The organism is Paramicrobacterium salitolerans, from assembly GCF_051513965.1.
Taxonomy (GTDB): Bacteria; Actinomycetota; Actinomycetes; order Actinomycetales; family Microbacteriaceae; genus Paramicrobacterium.
Map to the genome: position 1 here is coordinate 335,095 of NZ_CP195847.1, position 17,096 is coordinate 352,190.

Sequence of the window (17,096 nt, forward strand, 5' to 3'; positions counted from 1 at the left end):
TGTCTGCAATTGGGCATAAGGTAGCGGGAGCCATCCCTAATTCGGGCCGGGTCCCCGCTCACAGGGTGAGGGGTTCGCCCCGTCACGACCGAAAGAGGAACACGATGACAAAGCGACGCATGCTTGCGCGTGCAGGTATTGCCGCGGTCGGAATTCTCACGCTCGGCCTCATGGCCGGCTGCAGCTCCGACTCAGGCTCGGAGGACGCGGGCAACACACTCGAGAAGGCCAAGGAGTCTGGCACCATCACGATCGCCGTCGCCGACGAGCGTCCCTACTCGTGGGTCGACGACAACGGTGAGCCGCAGGGTGCGACGATCGCGATGCACAAGAAGATCTTCAAGGCTCTCGGCATCGACGACATCAAGGTTGTGGAGTCTGACTGGAACTCCCTCATTCCTGGGCTCAACGCCGGTCGCTTCGACGTGATCAGCGCGGGCATGTCGATCCTGCCCGACCGTTGTGCGAAGGCCGCGTTCAGCGACCCCGAGATCATGTACACCACGACCCTCATGGTCCCCGAAGGCAACCCGAAGAAGCTCACCGACCTCGACTCGGTGAAGGCGACCGACGGTGACGTCAAGCTCGCCATCCTCGCCGGCGGCATCGAAGCCGGCTACGCCGAAGACCTCGGCATCACCAACACCGTCGAGGTCGACAACGCGCAGGACGGCATGGACCTCGTCTCCAACGGCCGCGCCGACGCGTTCGCCATGACCGCCATCTCGCTCAACTGGATGGCCGAGAACAACCCGGATGCCGGTGTCGAGACGACCGACGCATTCGTTCAGGTCATCGACGGCGTCGAGCAGATCGGTGCCGGTTCGACGGTGTTCCGCAAGTCGGACAAGGAACTCCTCGAGGCCTACAACAAGGAGCTCGAGAAGATCACGAGCGACCCGGACGAATACATGTCGCTCGTCGGTGAGTACGGCTTCACCGAGGAGAACCTCCCGCCGGAGGACCTCACGACCAAGCAGCTCTGTGAGGGAGACCTGAGCTAATCTTGGGCGACTACATCGCTGCGCTGGGCAACGCCTGGCCGATGGTGTGGGAAGGCATCTGGATCACCTTCCAACTCACCATCGGCGGGGCGTTGCTCGCGCTCCTTATAGCAATCGGACTCGGCCTGCTCGCAAGGTTCGAGAACATCGTCCTCCGTGGCTTCGCCCGCGTGATCATCGAGTTCTTCCGTGGCACGTCGCTCGTTGTGCAGCTGTTCTGGTTCTTCTTCGTGATGCCGCAGATGGGCCTCGAGCTGCCCGCGATGTTCGTCGGAATCCTCGCCCTCGGCCTGAACTACGGCGCGTACGGCGCCGAAGTCGTGCGCGGATCGATCAACGCCGTTCCCACGGGTCAGTGGGAGGCCACCACGGCTCTCAGCATGAGCCCCGCCCAGCGCATGTGGCGCGTCATCTTCCCGCAGGCGTGGGCCCTGATGATTCCCTCGCTCAACAACCTGCTGATCCAGCTGCTCAAGGGAACCGCCATCGTGAGCTTCATCACTCTGACGGATCTGACCTACGCGACCGACAAGCTGCGCAATTCGACGGATACGTTCTTCGCGTACGGCGTCGGTCTCGTCCTGTACTTCCTCATCGCCTACCTGCTGACGCTCGGAATGAATGCGCTCGAGGTCCACGCCAAGCACAAGCTCGGCCGTGGAGACTCGCTGCGTCAGGTCCTGACCTTCCGCACCCCCCGCTCGGTTGAGAAGGCAGGTGCATGATGGGAATTCAATGGGATTGGACAATGGTCTGGGAGTCTCTTCCCGACCTGGTCGCCGGCTTCCTGAAGGTCACGCTCCTCGTCACGATTCTGGGAAGCGCCATCGCCGCGGTGCTCGGTCTTGTGATCGCCATCGCACGACGCTCGGCACCGCGCCCCGTCGCAGCGGTTCTGACGTTCATCGTGAACTTCATCCGGATGACGCCCATCGTCGTTCAGCTGCTTTTCGCGTACTACCTGTTTCTCGAGCTCGACCCGGTGACGATCGGCGTCATCATCTTCGGCATCCACTATTCGACCTACATGGCTGAGGTGTACCGTGCCGGAATCGATGCGGTCCCTGCCGGACAGTGGGAAGCCACCACCGCGCTGTCGATGTCGAAGTACCGTACCTGGGTCGCCGTGGTGATCCCGCAGGCGCTGCGCTCGACGATTCCCGCTCTCGGAAACTACGTGATCTCGATGTTCAAGGACACCCCGTTCCTCATCGCGATCACCGTCACCGAGATGGTCCGTGCAGCTCTCGTGTTCGGTGGAAACCACTTCACGTACATCGAGGCGATCACCACAGCCGGCATCATCTTCCTGATCGCCAGCTACCCCACGTCATTGCTCATCGGCCGATTGGAAAAGCGACTTGCCTTCTCAAACTGACACAGAGCCCGCAATCCGGTTCGACAACGTCGAAAAGCGCTTCGGCGACAACGTCGTCCTCCAAGACCTGAACTTCAGCGTCGCGAAGGGAGACCGCGTCACGCTGATCGGCCCCAGCGGTTCGGGTAAGACGACGATCCTCCGACTCGTCATGACGCTCGAGGAGGCGAACGGCGGGTACATCTACATCGACGGGGAGCCGCTCACGCACGAGGAGCGCGGCGGCAAGCGGGTGGAACTGAAGGAGAAGCACAAGAACGAGGTGCGCAAGCGCATCGGAATGGTGTTTCAGCAGTTCAACCTCTTTCCGAACATGACCGTGATGGAGAACCTCATCGAGGCACCCGTTCACGTGCTCGGAATGTCGAAGCGCGACGCCATCGAGAAGGCCAAGGGCCTGCTTGAGAAGGTCGGGCTCTCCGACAAGGCGGATGCTCACCCCCTCGAGCTCTCCGGTGGTCAGCAGCAGCGTGTGGCCGTCGCACGAGCCCTCGCGATGGACCCGGAGATCCTCCTGCTCGACGAGGTCACCTCGGCGCTCGACCCCGAGATCGTCGGCGAAGTGCTGAACATTCTGCGGGACGTCGCGAAGGAGACCGACATCACGATGCTCATCGTGACGCACGAGATGCAGTTCGCACGTGACGTCTCGAACCGAGTGCTGATGTTCGACGGTGGACGAATCGTCGAAGAGGCCGACCCGGAGACGATGTTCACTGCGCCGAAGGAGCAGCGCACGCGCGACTTCCTCTCGGCTGTGCTCGGCGACTGACGGCATCCCAGACGATGATGGGCGAGGACTTCATCAGTCCTCGCCCATCTCTGTGTCTGTGCGTCGATTCCCCTCAGTGGTCCTGGTTGCGCTCCGCGGCATCCTTCGCGGCCTTCTTCAGCCGCGCATTCTCTTCGCGCACGGCCGCCTGAGTCGCGCGCTCGGCGACGAGCCACTCCGGCATGTCGCTCAGCAGCTGCTTGATCTCAGCGGTCGTGAGGGGGTCCGTGATGCCGGCGCGTGCCAGCCCGGATGCCGAGACGCCGAGCTTGCGCGCGACCTCCTGGCGCGGGTGAGGACCGTTGCGTCGCAGCTCAGCGAGCCACTCCGGTGGATTCGCCTGGAGCTCGTTCAGCTGATCGCGGGTCACCATTCCGTCGCGAAACTCCTGGGGAGCAGCCGACAGCAGAATGCCGAGCTTCTTCGCGGCGGTGGCGGGTTTCATCGACTGGGTCTTCGGAGCGCTCATAGTCTTCAAGGGTACGTGAGTGAGAGGCGTAATACCCTTGCAGAAGCGTGACGGGAGAAAGAGATGGTCGAGAACCAGATGGATGCGGCGCGGCCGCGCCTGCGCGTGGCGTTCGTGCCCGGCGTCACGCCTGACAGGTGGTTCCGGGTCTGGCGTGAGCGCTGCCCGAACGCGGAGCTCATTCCGCTGCCGCTCGAAGACGAGCGCGAGCAGGAGACGGCGCTGCGCGACGGCGACGCCGACATGGCGCTCGTTCGCCTTCCGGTCGACCGTGGGGGACGCCACCTGATTCCGCTGTATGAGGAGCAGCCTGTCGTCGTCGCGCCCAAGGGGCACGTGGTCGAAGCAGCGGATGCCGTCGAGATCGGCGAGCTCGCGGATGAGCACCTGCTTCAGCACCCGGACGACGTGCCCGAGTGGCGTGACGTCTCGAGTGAGGTCGCCGCTGGCACGCGGATCGAGGTGGAGGCGATGACGCCGCGCCAGGTCATCGAGGTCGTGGCTACGGGGGCGGGAATCGCGATTCTTCCGCTGTCGGTCGCCCGGCAGTTCGAGCGGAAGGACGTCATCAGACGACCGGTCGGGGGAGTCGCAGCGAGTCAGGTCGGCCTGTGCTGGCCAGAGGGCGACGACGACCCACTGATCGAGCAGTTCATCGGCGTTGTGCGCGGCCGCTCCGCGCGCAGCACCCGGGTGTCGGGCGCAGCCGAAGCCGAGCAGCGGGAGGCACAGAAGCGCGCCGCAGACAAGAAGGTCGCGGCGAGACGCGCTACCGAAGAGAACCGTGCGCGCAAGCGTGCGGACCGCGCGGCGAAGCGCCGCGGTGGCGCACGCAAACGGCGCGGCCGCTGAGAATCAGCGACCGCGCCGTCTCGTCGACTGTCGTGCGGTCAGATGGTCTGGCCTCCGTGGCGTCCCTCAGCGAACTCCTCAACCGTCTTCGCGTTGAAGGCGGGGAGGTCGTTCGGCGTGCGACTTGAGACGAGGCCCTGGTCGACGACGACTTCCTCGTCGACCCACGTAGCGCCCGCATTGCGCAGATCGGTCTTCAAGCTGGGGTAGCTCGTGAGTGTGCGGCCACCCACGACTCCGGCCTCGATCAGAATCCACGCGCCGTGGCAGATGACGGCCACGGGCTTGTGCTGCTCGAAGAATCCGCGAACGAACGCGACGGAGTCCTCATCCATGCGCAGATGATCGGCGTTCACGACGCCGCCCGGCAGGACGAGTGCGTCGTAGTCATCGGCGGAGGCGTCGCTCGACACCACATCGACCTGCTGCGAGTGACCGCTCTTGCCCGAGATCGAACCCGAACTCGGCGACGCCATGACGGCGGAGGCCTCTTCGTTCGTGACGGCCTCCCACGGGCTCGTCAGCTCGCTGTCTTCGAATCCATCGGTGGCGAGGAACGCCACGGTCTTGCCTGTGAGTGCTGCCATGTCAGACTCCTTTCCTTGCTGTGCCCGATCAGGCACTCCCGGTCAGGGACGCGCTGGACCGACAGGCCAGCGCAGGCTTGCGACGACGCTGATTCCGTCGTCGAGCTCGTCGGGCTCGATGAAGCGCACGCGGGCATCGGCGCAGAGCGCCGCGCGGACGATCGCGGTCGCGGCATCCGTCTTCTCGAGCACCGAGGCGTTGATGGCGTCCTCCGGCGCCGCCGCCACCCAGGGCGTGGCATCTAACGCGAGCAGCGTGTGCTCAGCCAGACGCGTCGGGTCGATGAGCACGTGATCGACCTGATGCTGCCCCAGGGCGCCAGCGACTTCGCCGACGCCGCGTGCGAGGTGTGCCCCATTGTCAGCGGAGGCGCGGTCGAGAATCCGCCGATTCGCGCGACGACGGTCAGCTTCGAGCTGTGTGTCGATGGCATGACGGACGCGCTTCTCGGACGCTCCCTCGGAGTTGGTCTCTCCGGGGATCACATGAAGCAACTGCTTGGCCTGATCGCTCAGTTGGTCGGTCAGCATCTGCACAGCCCGCACGTCTCCCCAGACGAACAGTGATCGGGGGTGATGCGCAGCGATGAACTCGGTGATGCAGTCAGCGACGTCGCGCTGGTTGTGCTTCCAGACCTCTTCGACGTGGCGCTGGTGGCCTGCCTCGGACATTCGGCCGACACTGACCTTGTTGAGATCTCCGGTGTCGCCCTCGACCTTGCGGGTGAGAACCGGATCGGCGACGCCCTCGATCATGAGCCGGAGCGAGCCGCCCCCGCGCCAGACCTGCACGAGCAGGAGCGGGGTGATGTCAGGAATCTGCCGCACGAGAGGTCTGACGTCTGCGACGGTCGCGTGGCGGATGATCTCCGGAGTGGTCATCTCGCCGGTCAGGACGCTGCTGACACGCAGCTCGCCGCCCTGGGCGATGATGTAGCGCGAAGTCGGATCGGGGTAGCCGGTCGGCTCGCGGAGCTCATCGTCGATGACCTCGATGTCGGCGGCCGGAGCGCCAGCGGCTTCGAGGGTCTCTCGAACGCGCTTGCGACGAATCTCGCGAGTCGATTCGGGATTCTCGTTTCCGGCCGAGGAATTGATGTGGACCACGGACTTCGGCTGAGGATCTCGCGAGATCTCGACCACGGTCTCTCTGTCGGCAGTGAGCGTCATGCTGATGAACCTCCCATTGCATTGCCTACGAGGCGGCGCCCGCAAGAACGGCGTCTTTTGCCTCCATGCTGTCAGAACGCGAGGGAATGAGCTAGCGTCTTCGCCCGATGAGAACGGGTCGTCTGAAACAGCCCATGACGTGGGAAATGGCCCCCGCATTCCCGTTGCGGGGGCCATTCAGAGCCGGACCGGTATGCCCCACATCGCCACGGTCACGGCGAACCGCCACACATTTCTGCTCAGGATGCTGAGCTGAGCACGCTCCGATGAGTCGACGCCTCGACTCCGTCTGCGCTGTGCGATTCATATATTGATGGTGCCCCGTGGTCGGGGGTGAGCTCCAGGGGTTGACTCCGCGCGAGCCCTCAGATATTCACGAGGCTTCGCTGCCCGAGCGACCCCCGTCGCTGACATCTCCGTCGTTGCTCGAGGCTCCGGTTTCGAACCATTCGCTCGTCACCGAATCGAACCATTCATCGTCGACGCCGAACTCCTCGGCTTCGCGTTGACGGGACTTCCCGAGGCAATCCGTGAAAGCATCCTCAAGGGCGCTGCCCATCTGCTCCTGCTCGCTGAGGCTCCGCGTCAGCGTCCTTTCGATGCCGTGGAAGCCCATGCTCACGCTCAGCGCGATCGCGGTCTTGTAAACATCGACCGCGAGGCGGCCCGCCGCGAGAGCCGCAGCAAGGGCGACGAGGTCGACCATGTCCTCGGAGCTGTCATCGAGCAGATCGTTCGTCTCGTCGTGAAGCGCCGCCCCAGCGCGAGTCGCACTGTCGGCCAACTCGAGTTTCATCGTCGAAGCGATGCACTCGAGTGCGGTGATGTGCTCTCGCGCCTCGTCTGTCTGTCTGTTGAATAGGTCCTTGATCTGGGCTGTGTTGGAAGCCTGCTCGAGTGCGATGTAGATGTTCAGGGAGTCGCGCTCAAGGGTAAGCATGGTGCCGAGCCGGTTGTCTAGGAGCGTCTGTCTGTTCTCTATCGGGTGCAACATGCTCTATCTCCAGTGGTACATGGCGCCCGCCACTCTGGTTGTGCGTCCGCACTCCCCCTCGTGAGGCAGGCACCCAGTTAGGCACATACTAGATGTTCGGTGGCTTCGGCGCTACGGGGTCGCGTTTTCTTCGCAATTGTGGTGTGGCAGGGCATCATTGCTTGCATGGGGTACCTTATTTACGGCAATGCGAGCGAATATGAGATCGATGATCGGGCGCTCGCACACTTGAAGGTCGTTGTCGGGACCAAACTTCGTCGGCAGGAATGCTTTTTTTCTGAACTGGACGAATGAGTCCGAGAAGGGTTCCGGTCGCATATCGGTGTGGGTGTCACCCACCATTCCGCTGCAGTTTCGCTTCTCTGGAAGCCGGCCGCCGACACTCAATCGCGTCTGGCTCGAAGTGATGGCTGATCTTTCCCACACATCGCGCGGTCTCGTGCTTCTCACAGAGGCCGAAGCAGAGGCGATCAGGAAGAACGAGCAATAGGGTCGTGGGCAGACGCACATCTGCGTCGCCCCTCGTACAGAAGGCAAGGAGGCACTGTGGCGAAGCTCATCTATGGGAGTGGAGACATCGAGATCGAGTTCGACGAGCGCACGCTCGCGCATGTGCACGTCGTCATTTCGACGAAGCTGCGGCAGGGCGAGAGCTTCATGTTCTCGTGGGCCGATGATGTGAGCGTCGGTGACGGCCGGAGCAGTCTGTGGCTGCATCCGTCGATCCCGATCTACTTCAAATTCGACCAGGCCAGTCCGCCCGAGCTGAATCGCGAGTGGATCAACGCACTGTTCATGACTGCGAACAGCGGTGCGGGTCTTCGGCTGCTGCCGGAGACCAAAGAAGGAGAGGTGCCGACCGGCAAGCCCTCGCACACGATCACGGAGTAGCGACATCACTCCATCTCGATCCTGCTCATGATGAAGCCGCTCTGGGGGAGAGCGGGGAAGCGGCTCAGGCTGACATCGAGCCGCTGCGCGGGAACGCGGTACATCATGCGTGAGGACAGCAGTCTGACGGCATCCACCATGACCTGAATGGTTGCGCGCTCACCCGGGCAGCGGTGGCCGGTGGCGACGTCGCCGGCCCCCTGCGGGATGAGCGTGTTGGGGTCGCCGTCCCAATCGACGAAGCGCTCAGGACTGAACAGGTCGGGCCGTTCCCACAGCCGCGCATCGTGGTTCGTTGCGTACAGATCGAGCATGACCCAGTCGTCGATGGAGAAGCCGTGGCTGTGCCAGCTGAATTCGCGCAGCGCACGGCCACCGATCACGGGGAAGAACGGGAAGAATCGGCGCACCTCGTGCACAAACGGCGTCGCGCGTTCGGGGTCCTCGTCGAGGTGACTCCGCCACTCGGGGTTTCGATGAAGCGCGAGCGCCGCGAACACGACGAACCGGCCGATGGCCACCGTCGGACGCAGCACGTTGATCAGCTCGACCGCGGCGACTTCGAGGGAGAGCAGGCTTCCGTCGGCATCCTTGGCCGAGGCGAGAACCTCGACGGCGGTGCGAGGTTCGACGCCGGCATCCCTGATGTGTGCGAGGATGCTCCGTGCCCAGCGCTCCACGTGCTGTCGACGCATCCGGGTGATCCAGTTCGACGGCCCGAACCGGCCCGCCGCCTCGATCATGGCTGCGAGCGAGTCGCCGATGGCCGGAACGTTGACTGTCTGCGGGTCGAGGCCTACCCAGCGCAATGCCGTTCTGGTGAGGATGTTGATGAGCGCGGTGTGCAGAACGACGCGCCCGTGGTTCTTGAACAGGTGCAGCCACTCGTCGATGAAGATCTGTGATAGCTCACTGAGCGCCTCCTCGTCGGAGATCAGTGAGATGAAGATCGCCTTGCGGTGATGATGCGCGGCACCATTGAGCGACTGCACGCTTCCCTCGTCCTGCAGGAGCGCCACGACGGAGGTCGGCATCGCGCGGTCTCGCCCGAAGCGGTCGCCGCCATAGAACATGTCGGCGGCGTCGGCGCCGCGGGTGATCGTCACGCGTCGCCCGAGGAGCCGTGTGGTGAAGGCATCCGTCCGCAGTCTGTCGAACCGGCGACGTCCGTAGTCGTAGCCCTCCCTGAGGAAGGCGAGCGTGCCGTCGGGCTCAGCGCTCGGGAAGCCGGCTTGACCTGACATTGACTCACCTCTCGACACTGTGTCTTCCCGACGTTACGACGGGAAGAGAGCGATGAGTAGACCTTGACAGCGTAAAGCGCGGTTCGTATGGGCCCCGATCAGCCGACCGAGGTGCCGAACAGCAGCCCAAGCAGGTACGTGATGAGCGCGGCGCCGTACCCGATGCCGAGCTGCCGGAGAGCGCGCTTCAGCGGCGAGGCTCCCGAGAGGACGCCGACGACCGCGCCGGTCATGAGGAGCGCGAGCCCGACGAGGACCGCGGCGACGATGATGGCGCTCACGCCGCCGAGCCCGAAGAAGAGCGGAATGACGGGAATGATCGCTCCGGAGGAGAAGAAGCAGAAGCTGGATGCCGCGGCACCCCACGCCGAACCGATGGCGGCGTGCGGATTGTCGTCGCCGGCGCGCGCCGGACGCGCGGTCTCGTCGGTCTCCCCGTGAACACACTCGAGGCCGTAGAGCCGTTCGCGCGCGTGAAGCTCGGCATCCTTCTCCGACATTCCCCGTGCGCGATAGACCAGGGCGAGCTCGTTCGCCTCTGCGTCGAGGTTGGGGAGGATCTTCGTCGTGTTCGGGTTCGGAAGCGTCGAGCTCAGCAGCTCGCGCTGCGAGCGCACCGAGACGAACTCACCCGCGCCCATCGAGAGGGCTCCGGCGAGAAGGCCAGCGATTCCAGAGGCGAGCACGATCGTGCTGGAGACGCCGGTGGCGGCCATGCCGATGACGAGTGCGAGGTTCGAGACGAGTCCGTCGTTCGCGCCGAAGACCGCCGCGCGGAAGGTGCCCGAGAGGCTCGTGCGTCCCCGCGCGGCGAGTCCGCGCACGACCTCCTCGTGGATCTGCTCGTCCGCGGCCATCGCGTCGGTCGCGTCGTCGTCGGTTCCGTAGGGGGAGCGGGACTCGGCCTGCTGCATGAGCGCGAGCACGAAGATCGATCCGAAGCGGCGGGCGAGCCAGGCGAGCATGCGGGTGCGCAGCTTGGTGCGCACAGGAAGCCCGACGTGCTCTCCGAGCAGTGCCACCCAGTGCGCCTCGTGGCGGCGCTCAGCCTCGACGAGGCCGAGCAGGATCGCGCGCTCTTCACCGGTGCGCTTGCTGGCGAGCTCGGCGTAGACGGCCGCCTCTGCGCGTTCGTCGGCGAGATACTGGCGCCATCTGCGGATCTGAGCGGGGGTCGGGGTGTTCGGTGCGGCTGACGATGCGTCGGTCACAGTCTTCTCCTGGTCTGCGGCCGGAGAACTGGTCGACGAGCTCCGGCCGGGATCGGCCGAAGGTCTCGTTCGCCCGCGTGCGGGTGGAATGCCGGGCACCTTCTGCGGCACCAGTGTGTCGACAGTCCTCTTCGCCCGGAGATCGGACGGTGGGAACTACTCCCCTTCGAACACACGAGCTTATCGGGTCGGGGCTGGTAAAACCAGGGCTGTGGAAATCGCGCGCTGTGATCGGCACCCGCGTGTCGCCCGAACGTGGGCTAGGAATCGCGCGGTGTGGGGATAACATTAAGACATGCTGCGGTACGGCAGAGAAGCCTTCTTCGGTGTGGTGGCCGGAGCGCTCCTCGGTGCCGCGATTTTTCTCGGCTCGTCGTTCCCCGCGCTGCTCTCCGGTGATTCCGTTGCGCTCCAGCTTCTGCCGATAGGACTCGTCGCCGCGATCGCCGCGGGTGCCTTCGTGGGTGTCGCGGTCGTCTTCGGCGTGATCGTCGCGCTCGTCATCCGTGATCGCGAGTTCGTCGCATCGACGCGCGCACGGCAGAAAGCTGCCGCGTGGGGTGCCGCGGCCGGCGTGATCTGTCCCTCGCTCGGGCTCTGGCTCACGGAGGGTGCCCCGATGCTCGTACCCGTCCCAGCCATCGCGCTCATTGCGGCATGCGCAGGGCTGGCTTCCTGGGGTGCGCGCTACAGCATCCGTCACGCAGACGCGCGAGTCGAGCGTCTCTCGGAGGTCGGGCAGCAGGTGCGGGGCGAGCCCGTTCAGAGCGCACCCCGCAACTGGTGAGCTCTAGAGGTCGCTCGACTTCGACCAGATGTTCACGCCCGCGTCGCCGGCAAACTCATTGATGCGGCGCAATTCGTCGTCGCTGAACTCAAGGTTGTCGAGAGCGGCCAGATTCTCGTCGAGCTGCTCGGTGCGTGAGGCGCCGATGAGCGCCGACGTGACCGTGCGCAGCACCCAGGCGATCGCCATCTGCGCGAGCGATTGGCCGCGCTCCTGTGCGATCTGGTTGAGCCCTTCGAGGCGCCGCAGGTTGTCTTCGGAGAGCATGCTCTCGTCGAATGAGCGGCGCTTCGTGGCGTGAGGCTCGTGCTTGCCTCCCAGGAACTTGTCCGTGAGCAGGCCCTGCGCGAGCGGGGTGAACCCGATCGAGCCCATGCCGGACTCAGCGAGAACGTCAGTGAGACCCTCTTCGATCCAGCGGTTGATCATCGAGTACGACGGCTGGTGGATGACCAGGGGAGTGCCGAGCGAGCGCGCCACCTCGACGGCCTCGCGAGTGCGCTCGGGGGAGTATGACGAGATTCCGACGTACAGCGCCTTGCCCTGACGGACCGCGGTGTCGAGTGCGCCGATCGTCTCGGCGACAGGCGTGTTCGGGTCGAACCGGTGGGAGTAGAAGATGTCCACGTAATCGACCGACATGCGCGAGAGTGACTCGTCAAGGCTCGACAGCAGGTACTTGCGCGAGCCGAGGAAGCCGTGCGGCCCCGGCCACATGTCCCATCCCGCCTTCGTCGACAGGATCATCTCATTGCGGTACGGCTTGAAGTCGTTCCGCATCATGCGGCCGAAGTTCTCTTCCGCACTGCCGTAGGGCGGCCCGTAGTTGTTCGCGAGATCGAAGTGCGTGATGCCCTTGTCGAAGGCGTGCCGCAGAATCTCCCGCTGTCCGTCGAACGGCCGGTTGTCGCCGAAGTTGTACCAGAGGCCGAGCGAGATGGGCGGCAGCAGCAGGCCGCTCTCGCCCACGCGCCGGTAACCGTGATGCGTGTACCGGTCGGGAGCCGCGACATAGGGCTGGTGGGTTTCGGGAACGGGGTTGTCGAATCGCTCGAAGGTCACCGTCATCTCCTTTGGTGTGGGCGGATGCTGCGCCGCAGCGCACTTCCGAGCGTACCGATGTGCGCTGGCTCTCTGCGCGCCAGGTGCGGTCTGCGGAATCTCGATTGGCGCATGTGCCGCTTCGTGATGTATTCTCTACTACGGCCCACGTAAGGGCCATGCGCCACTAGCTCAACGGATAGAGCATCTGACTACGGATCAGAAGGTTGGGGGTTCGAATCCCTCGTGGCGCACTTTCTGAAAAGCCCCGAAAATCGGGGCTTTTGCTGTTTCAGCGTCCGTCCTTCCGCAGCTTGATCTCCCTGATGACCAAGAGTACGCCACCACCGAAGAAGAACACGACGGCCACCGCTCCCATGATCGCCGGGAAGGCCGCGCCCCGCCAGCCCCAGGCGCCCGGCACCGCCAGCGAGATCGCGATCATGAGCGCGCCGACGCTGCCAAACATGAACGACATCACGATGTAGAGCAGTCGAACTGTTCGTCGCCGGAAATGACCGAGAACTATCACTCCGTGGAACATCGACATGGTTCCGAATACGATTCCGAGGGCGCCTATCCAGGGGCGTCCGGCGGCGAGCCAGAGCAGCAGGCCTACTGCAGCGAACATCGCTCCGATAAGGAGCATGAGCACGGCCTCGCGGCGCTCCTTGCGCTTCACGCTCCGAGCGTCCCACGTGCTTCTCATGCCACTCAGCTTATTAAAGACAGATCGTCGTACGCGGATCGGCGCGCAGCCTGAGCATCGACCGGCCTGAGGCCGAGCGTTCCATGAACGGCCGTGTCGGGGCGAGCGGGCGAGTGCTCCGCGTCATAGCGTGGCCGTGGCCCAGCGGCATCCTTTGCTCGTCGCTGCGGTCGAGACCTGAGGAGGAACAGAATGCGACGACTCGTCCCGGCCGGGGCCACCTCTCTGCTCGCGATTGCGCTGCTCGTCGGCTGCGCTCCCGCCGCCGGGCAGTCGGGTCCGACGCGCGAACCCTCGGTGGCTCCGACACTCGCCCCCTCTGCGACTCAGATGGCACGCGGTGAGCAGAACGCGGCCGAGCTGTGCGGCGCGGAGAGCTCTGCGGCATCCGATGACACCTGCACCCTGAAGGACGTCGAGATCGATGGGGACATCGTGTTCGGTGACACGGAGAAGGTCGCTCTGGAGAACGTGACAGTTCGAGGAACCGTGCGTGTCAGTCGTGCCGCCGAGGTTCGCGTGACCTCGAGTGAGATCGACGGTGACCTCGAGGCGACGAGCAACGCTGAGACGCGTGTGAGCGACACGACCGTCGGCGGCACGCTCACGGTTGACGGCGGCAAGAGCGGCGTCATCAAGAAGAACACCGTCTCCGGCGATCTCAACTGCGCGGGCAACGCGGGCGTGGACGGCGCGGGCAACTCCGTGAAGGGGCGTGCTGAGGGGCAGTGCGCGGGACTGGACTGATTCCCTAGATGTGAAACCTTTCAGAAAACGGTAAGCCCACTTTGAGCGCTTCAAGTTACTGTCGTAAGGACGCTAAATCAGCGTCCGCATCAACGGGGCTGCGATCAACAGAATCCCCAGGAGGAACATCATGCGCCGTGTATCGTGCGCGCTTGCCATCGTCGCCCTTGCCGGGCTTGGACTCGCCGGCTGCGCTCCGGCCGTTGACGATGAGGCCCCCGACAATCAGGTCACGCAGTCCGCTCCCGAGACGACAGCCCCGAACGACGAGAGTGACGCTGACACTGATGACGACAGCGACGGCGAAGATTCGAAGGATGCCGAGAAGGCTTCGTCCCCTGAGGAAGCTGCCGACGAGCTCTGCGAGAGCAGCAGCGAGTCCGGAGATGACGGTGTCTGCGTTCTGAAGAACCAGGACGTCTCCGGCGACTACGACTTCTCGTCGTACAAGGTCGTCAAGCTCATCGACTCATCGTTCGACGGTTCGGTGAGTGTGAGCGACGCCAAAGAGGTCATCGTGACGAACTCGACGATCACGGGAGACCTGACCCTCACCGACAACAACGGCAACGTCGTGAAGGTCTCGACCATCGACGGCACGCTGTCGATCACCGGCAGCCAGCACAGCACCGTCGTGAAGAACACGATCGGCGGAGACCTCAGCTGCTCCGGCAACCGCGGCGTGAACGGCAACGGCAACTCGGTTGACGGCACGTCCTCGGGTCACTGCGAGCGACTGCACTGATGATCTGCTGAACTGCTGAGACGACGAGGCGGCGTGTCCACACGGGCACGCCGCCTCTCGCATGCGCGGGCAGCTACCGGGTCGTGTGTGCGGAGAGCCGGTCGAACGCGGCATCCATATCGTGATTGATCACCTGGTGATCAGGGTTAGCGTCGTACCAGGCGATGATCTCGCGGGCGCCCTCCCAGAACGGAATGCGCGTCGTGAACTCCGGCACGAGTGCGCGGAGCTTGCTCGTGTCGAACAGCATGGAGTGCGACTTGTCGCCGAGCAGGCCCGGCCCGACGTCCGGCAGCTCAACGGCGATTCGGTCGCTCGTGGCATGAACAAGCCGGGGCGTCACGCCCGCGGCATCCGCGAGCCAGCCGTAGATCTGATTCCACGTCGGGGCGTGATCGCCCGTGATCGTGAAGGCCTCGCCGATCGCGTGAGGGTTCGCGAGGAGCCCGGTGAGTCCGACCGCCACGTCCGTCGTGTGGGTGAGCGTCCAGAGGCTCGTGCCGTCGCCGTGGACGATGACCGGCTTGCCGGCTCGCATGCGCGCAATGTCGGTCCAGCCGCCGATCGTTGGCAACATCGTTCGGTCGTACGTGTGCGAGGGGCGCACGATCGTCATCGGAAAGCCCGAGCTGCGGTACGTGTCGACGAGCACGTCTTCCGCCGCGATCTTGTCGCGGGAGTACTGCCAGAACGGATTGCGCAGAGGCGTCGACTCTGTGACCGGCAGTCGAGCCGGTGGCTTCTGGTACGCGGAGGCCGAGCTCACGAACAGATACTGCCCGGCGCGGCCGTCGAAGAGCCGCACGTCTGACGTGACCTGCTGCGGCGTGAAGGCCGTGAACTGCGCGACCGCATCGAACTCGCGGTCGCCGAGGGCATGAGCGAGGGACGTCGGCGATGTGGCGTCCGCCGTGAGGACCTCGACTCCGGACGGCGCAGGTCGAGTGCTCGTGTGGCCGCGATTGACGACCGTCACCGTGTGGCCGCGGTGGAGCGAGGCGGTCACGCACGCAGAGCTGATCACGCCGGATCCGCCGATATAGAGTACGCGTGTCATTTCCTCATTGTGAGGGATGCCGCCAGAGTGCGCCAGGCCTCGCGGATAAGCTGAGAGCATGCGAGCGACAATGCGTGATGTTGCGACGCGGGCGGGGGTCTCTCCGAAGACCGTGTCGAACGTCATCAACGGCGTTGTGTTCGTTCGGCCCGAGACGCGCGAGCGTGTCGAGCTCGCCATGGCCGAGCTCGACTACGTGCCGAATCTCTCGGCCCGGGGGCTTCGCAACGGTCGGTCCGGCGTGCTCGCGCTCGCACTGCCGCACCTCGCGACGCAGTACTCTGCCGAGACCGTCGGCGCCTTCGTCGAGGTCGCCCACGAACGTGGCTGGGCAATTCAGGTGGAACAGACCGGTGCCGAGCCGGGGCGTGAGCTCGACCTGCTCTCGCGTGCGCGGGCGCACCTCGTCGACGGGCTCATTCTCAACCCGGTAACCCTTGAAGACAGTGTCATCGCACGCGTCGACAGGCTGCCTCCGCTCGTGCTCATCGGCGAGGTGGAGCAGAGCCTCGTCGACCAGGTGAGCGTCGACAGTGTCGCCTCGTCGCGAGACATGACCCGACACCTCATCGAGAGGGGATGCCGCCGCATCGCGGTCCTCGGCTCGCCGGTCGGTGACTTTCAGACGGCGACCGCGCGCTCCCGTGTGACGGGGTACCGGCAGGCGCTCAGGGCCGCGGAGCTTCCGACGAACCCCGCGCTTGAGATCGGCTGCGGCGAGTGGACCGCTGCGGGAGCGGCATCCGCATTCATCGACTACCTGAACGCTGGTGGTGACTTGCCCGACGCCATCTACTGCTTCACAGACACGATGGCGTTCGGCGTGCTGGGGGTGCTGTGGGAGCGAGGCATCCGCGTGCCCGATGATGTGCGCGTGGCCGGCTTCGATGACACGGTCGACAGCCCGTACTCTGTGCCGCCGCTCACCACCGTCACATTCGAGAGGCACGACCTCGCGCGGCTGGCGATCGCGCGGCTGGAGCAGCGGATTGCCGATCAGAGGCTCGAGCCGCAGCATCAGTCGCTTCCGTATCGCATCGTGGCGCGCGAGAGTACGCGCTGACGGCTTCTCGGCAGAACAGCGGCACGTGCGCTGAGCGCTGAGTGCTGAGTGCTGGCGTTGAGTGCTGAGTGCTGGGCGTTGAGCGCTCGTCGCGTCAGTCAGAAGCCTCCAGGTGTACCGGATACCGCTTTCCGGTGGTGGGAAAGCGGTATCCGGTACACCTGGGCGCGAGGGGGCGGCTTCGTGGGTTCTCGTGTGGGCATCCGTGGCATCGCGGGGCCTTTGTGCGGTGTCGCGGGGAGCCTTCGGGCGGTGTCGCGGGAGCCTCGTGGGATCTCGCGGGAGCCTCGTGGAGGGCTTCGCCGCTTTTTGAACTACACCATGCGCCGCGCGCCGGCAAAGAATCGGAAAAATGGGCGACACGCGGAGGCAGCC

At 64.7% G+C, this 17,096-nt stretch carries 21 protein-coding genes and 1 tRNA gene; 13 read left to right on the forward strand and 9 right to left on the reverse strand.

Annotation, left to right across the window (positions count from 1 at the left end):
- Positions 1 to 104 precede the first annotated feature (104 nt).
- From ehuB to ehuA, 4 genes are read left to right on the forward strand one after another with little or no spacing between them, the layout of a single operon-like run.
- The gene (gene ehuB / locus ACSAGD_RS01600) at positions 105 to 1,004 is read left to right on the forward strand and encodes an ectoine/hydroxyectoine ABC transporter substrate-binding protein EhuB (protein WP_437583978.1); all 900 of its coding nucleotides are present in this window, start codon (positions 105 to 107) and stop codon (positions 1,002 to 1,004) included.
- 2 nt (positions 1,005 to 1,006) lie between these two features.
- Entirely contained in the window at positions 1,007 to 1,729 is a 723-nt protein-coding gene (gene ehuC / locus ACSAGD_RS01605) for an ectoine/hydroxyectoine ABC transporter permease subunit EhuC (RefSeq protein WP_437583979.1), read from the forward strand.
- Positions 1,729 to 2,382: an ectoine/hydroxyectoine ABC transporter permease subunit EhuD gene (gene ehuD, locus ACSAGD_RS01610; protein WP_437585205.1), complete on the forward strand. Its 654-nt coding sequence runs from the start codon at positions 1,729 to 1,731 to the stop codon at positions 2,380 to 2,382. Before ehuC ends, ehuD begins: the two co-directional genes overlap by 1 nt.
- Positions 2,366 to 3,154, forward strand: a complete 789-nt coding sequence (gene ehuA, locus ACSAGD_RS01615) for an ectoine/hydroxyectoine ABC transporter ATP-binding protein EhuA (protein WP_437583980.1) — start codon at positions 2,366 to 2,368, stop codon at positions 3,152 to 3,154. The genes ehuD and ehuA overlap by 17 nt, the downstream gene beginning before the upstream one ends.
- Positions 3,155 to 3,227: 73 nt before the next feature.
- Here ehuA and ACSAGD_RS01620 read toward each other — a convergent pair whose 3' ends face one another.
- Positions 3,228 to 3,623 carry a DUF5997 family protein gene (locus ACSAGD_RS01620; RefSeq protein WP_437583981.1) on the reverse strand — a complete coding sequence of 132 codons (396 nt, stop codon included), beginning with the start codon at positions 3,621 to 3,623 and terminating at the stop codon, positions 3,228 to 3,230.
- 63 nt (positions 3,624 to 3,686) lie between these two features.
- On the opposite strand from ACSAGD_RS01620, the gene ACSAGD_RS01625 reads away from it, so the two are divergent.
- Positions 3,687 to 4,475 carry a LysR family substrate-binding domain-containing protein gene (locus tag ACSAGD_RS01625; RefSeq protein WP_437583984.1) on the forward strand — a complete coding sequence of 263 codons (789 nt, stop codon included), beginning with the start codon at positions 3,687 to 3,689 and terminating at the stop codon, positions 4,473 to 4,475.
- 38 nt (positions 4,476 to 4,513) lie between these two features.
- Here the strand turns inward: ACSAGD_RS01625 and ACSAGD_RS01630 are convergent, their stop codons facing one another.
- The 3 genes from ACSAGD_RS01630 to ACSAGD_RS01640 form a co-directional block, all read right to left on the reverse strand.
- Complete coding sequence (locus tag ACSAGD_RS01630) at positions 4,514 to 5,062, reverse strand: type 1 glutamine amidotransferase domain-containing protein (protein WP_437583985.1); 549 nt, start codon at positions 5,060 to 5,062, stop codon at positions 4,514 to 4,516.
- 42 nt (positions 5,063 to 5,104) lie between these two features.
- Positions 5,105 to 6,232: a baeRF2 domain-containing protein gene (locus tag ACSAGD_RS01635; protein WP_437583986.1), complete on the reverse strand. Its 1,128-nt coding sequence runs from the start codon at positions 6,230 to 6,232 to the stop codon at positions 5,105 to 5,107.
- Between the two features lie 373 nt (positions 6,233 to 6,605).
- Positions 6,606 to 7,226, reverse strand: coding sequence for a DUF892 family protein (locus ACSAGD_RS01640; protein ID WP_437583987.1), 621 nt, complete (start codon positions 7,224 to 7,226; stop codon positions 6,606 to 6,608).
- A 165-nt stretch (positions 7,227 to 7,391) separates the two neighbouring features.
- On the opposite strand from ACSAGD_RS01640, the gene ACSAGD_RS01645 reads away from it, so the two are divergent.
- From ACSAGD_RS01645 to ACSAGD_RS01655, 3 genes are read left to right on the forward strand one after another with little or no spacing between them, the layout of a single operon-like run.
- Entirely contained in the window at positions 7,392 to 7,520 is a 129-nt protein-coding gene (locus ACSAGD_RS01645; RefSeq protein WP_437585206.1) for a DUF7882 family protein, read from the forward strand.
- A 28-nt stretch (positions 7,521 to 7,548) separates the two neighbouring features.
- Positions 7,549 to 7,716 (forward strand): DUF7882 family protein, encoded by a 168-nt coding sequence (locus ACSAGD_RS01650; RefSeq protein WP_437583988.1) that lies wholly within the window; start codon positions 7,549 to 7,551, stop codon positions 7,714 to 7,716.
- Between the two features lie 56 nt (positions 7,717 to 7,772).
- Positions 7,773 to 8,117 carry a DUF7882 family protein gene (locus ACSAGD_RS01655; RefSeq protein ID WP_437583989.1) on the forward strand — a complete coding sequence of 115 codons (345 nt, stop codon included), beginning with the start codon at positions 7,773 to 7,775 and terminating at the stop codon, positions 8,115 to 8,117.
- Between the two features lie 5 nt (positions 8,118 to 8,122).
- Here ACSAGD_RS01655 and ACSAGD_RS01660 read toward each other — a convergent pair whose 3' ends face one another.
- Positions 8,123 to 9,361: a cytochrome P450 gene (locus ACSAGD_RS01660; protein ID WP_437583990.1), complete on the reverse strand. Its 1,239-nt coding sequence runs from the start codon at positions 9,359 to 9,361 to the stop codon at positions 8,123 to 8,125.
- A 98-nt stretch (positions 9,362 to 9,459) separates the two neighbouring features.
- Positions 9,460 to 10,572: a VIT1/CCC1 transporter family protein gene (locus ACSAGD_RS01665; RefSeq protein WP_437583991.1), complete on the reverse strand. Its 1,113-nt coding sequence runs from the start codon at positions 10,570 to 10,572 to the stop codon at positions 9,460 to 9,462.
- Between the two features lie 295 nt (positions 10,573 to 10,867).
- Here ACSAGD_RS01665 and ACSAGD_RS01670 point away from each other — a divergent pair, with 295 nt between their 5' ends.
- Entirely contained in the window at positions 10,868 to 11,359 is a 492-nt protein-coding gene (locus ACSAGD_RS01670) for a hypothetical protein (RefSeq protein WP_437583992.1), read from the forward strand.
- Between the two features lie 3 nt (positions 11,360 to 11,362).
- Here ACSAGD_RS01670 and mgrA read toward each other — a convergent pair whose 3' ends face one another.
- Positions 11,363 to 12,421: an L-glyceraldehyde 3-phosphate reductase gene (gene mgrA, locus ACSAGD_RS01675; RefSeq protein WP_437583993.1), complete on the reverse strand. Its 1,059-nt coding sequence runs from the start codon at positions 12,419 to 12,421 to the stop codon at positions 11,363 to 11,365.
- A 160-nt stretch (positions 12,422 to 12,581) separates the two neighbouring features.
- Here mgrA and ACSAGD_RS01680 point away from each other — a divergent pair.
- Positions 12,582 to 12,654 (forward strand) — tRNA-Arg (locus ACSAGD_RS01680).
- A 38-nt stretch (positions 12,655 to 12,692) separates the two neighbouring features.
- On the opposite strand, the gene ACSAGD_RS01685 is transcribed toward ACSAGD_RS01680, so the two are convergent.
- Complete coding sequence (locus tag ACSAGD_RS01685; RefSeq protein WP_437583994.1) at positions 12,693 to 13,109, reverse strand: hypothetical protein; 417 nt, start codon at positions 13,107 to 13,109, stop codon at positions 12,693 to 12,695.
- Positions 13,110 to 13,301: 192 nt separating this feature from the next.
- Between ACSAGD_RS01685 and ACSAGD_RS01690 the strand changes: the two genes are divergently transcribed.
- Positions 13,302 to 13,856 (forward strand): hypothetical protein, encoded by a 555-nt coding sequence (locus ACSAGD_RS01690; RefSeq protein WP_437583995.1) that lies wholly within the window; start codon positions 13,302 to 13,304, stop codon positions 13,854 to 13,856.
- A gap of 130 nt (positions 13,857 to 13,986) precedes the next feature.
- A complete protein-coding gene (locus tag ACSAGD_RS01695; protein ID WP_437583996.1) occupies positions 13,987 to 14,601 on the forward strand; it encodes a hypothetical protein in 615 nt (204 codons plus the stop codon).
- Positions 14,602 to 14,674: 73 nt separating this feature from the next.
- Here the strand turns inward: ACSAGD_RS01695 and ACSAGD_RS01700 are convergent, their stop codons facing one another.
- Positions 14,675 to 15,658: an NAD-dependent epimerase/dehydratase family protein gene (locus tag ACSAGD_RS01700; RefSeq protein ID WP_437583998.1), complete on the reverse strand. Its 984-nt coding sequence runs from the start codon at positions 15,656 to 15,658 to the stop codon at positions 14,675 to 14,677.
- A gap of 58 nt (positions 15,659 to 15,716) precedes the next feature.
- Between ACSAGD_RS01700 and ACSAGD_RS01705 the strand changes: the two genes are divergently transcribed.
- Positions 15,717 to 16,721, forward strand: a complete 1,005-nt coding sequence (locus tag ACSAGD_RS01705; RefSeq protein WP_437584000.1) for a LacI family DNA-binding transcriptional regulator — start codon at positions 15,717 to 15,719, stop codon at positions 16,719 to 16,721.
- Positions 16,722 to 17,096: the final 375 nt, after the last annotated feature.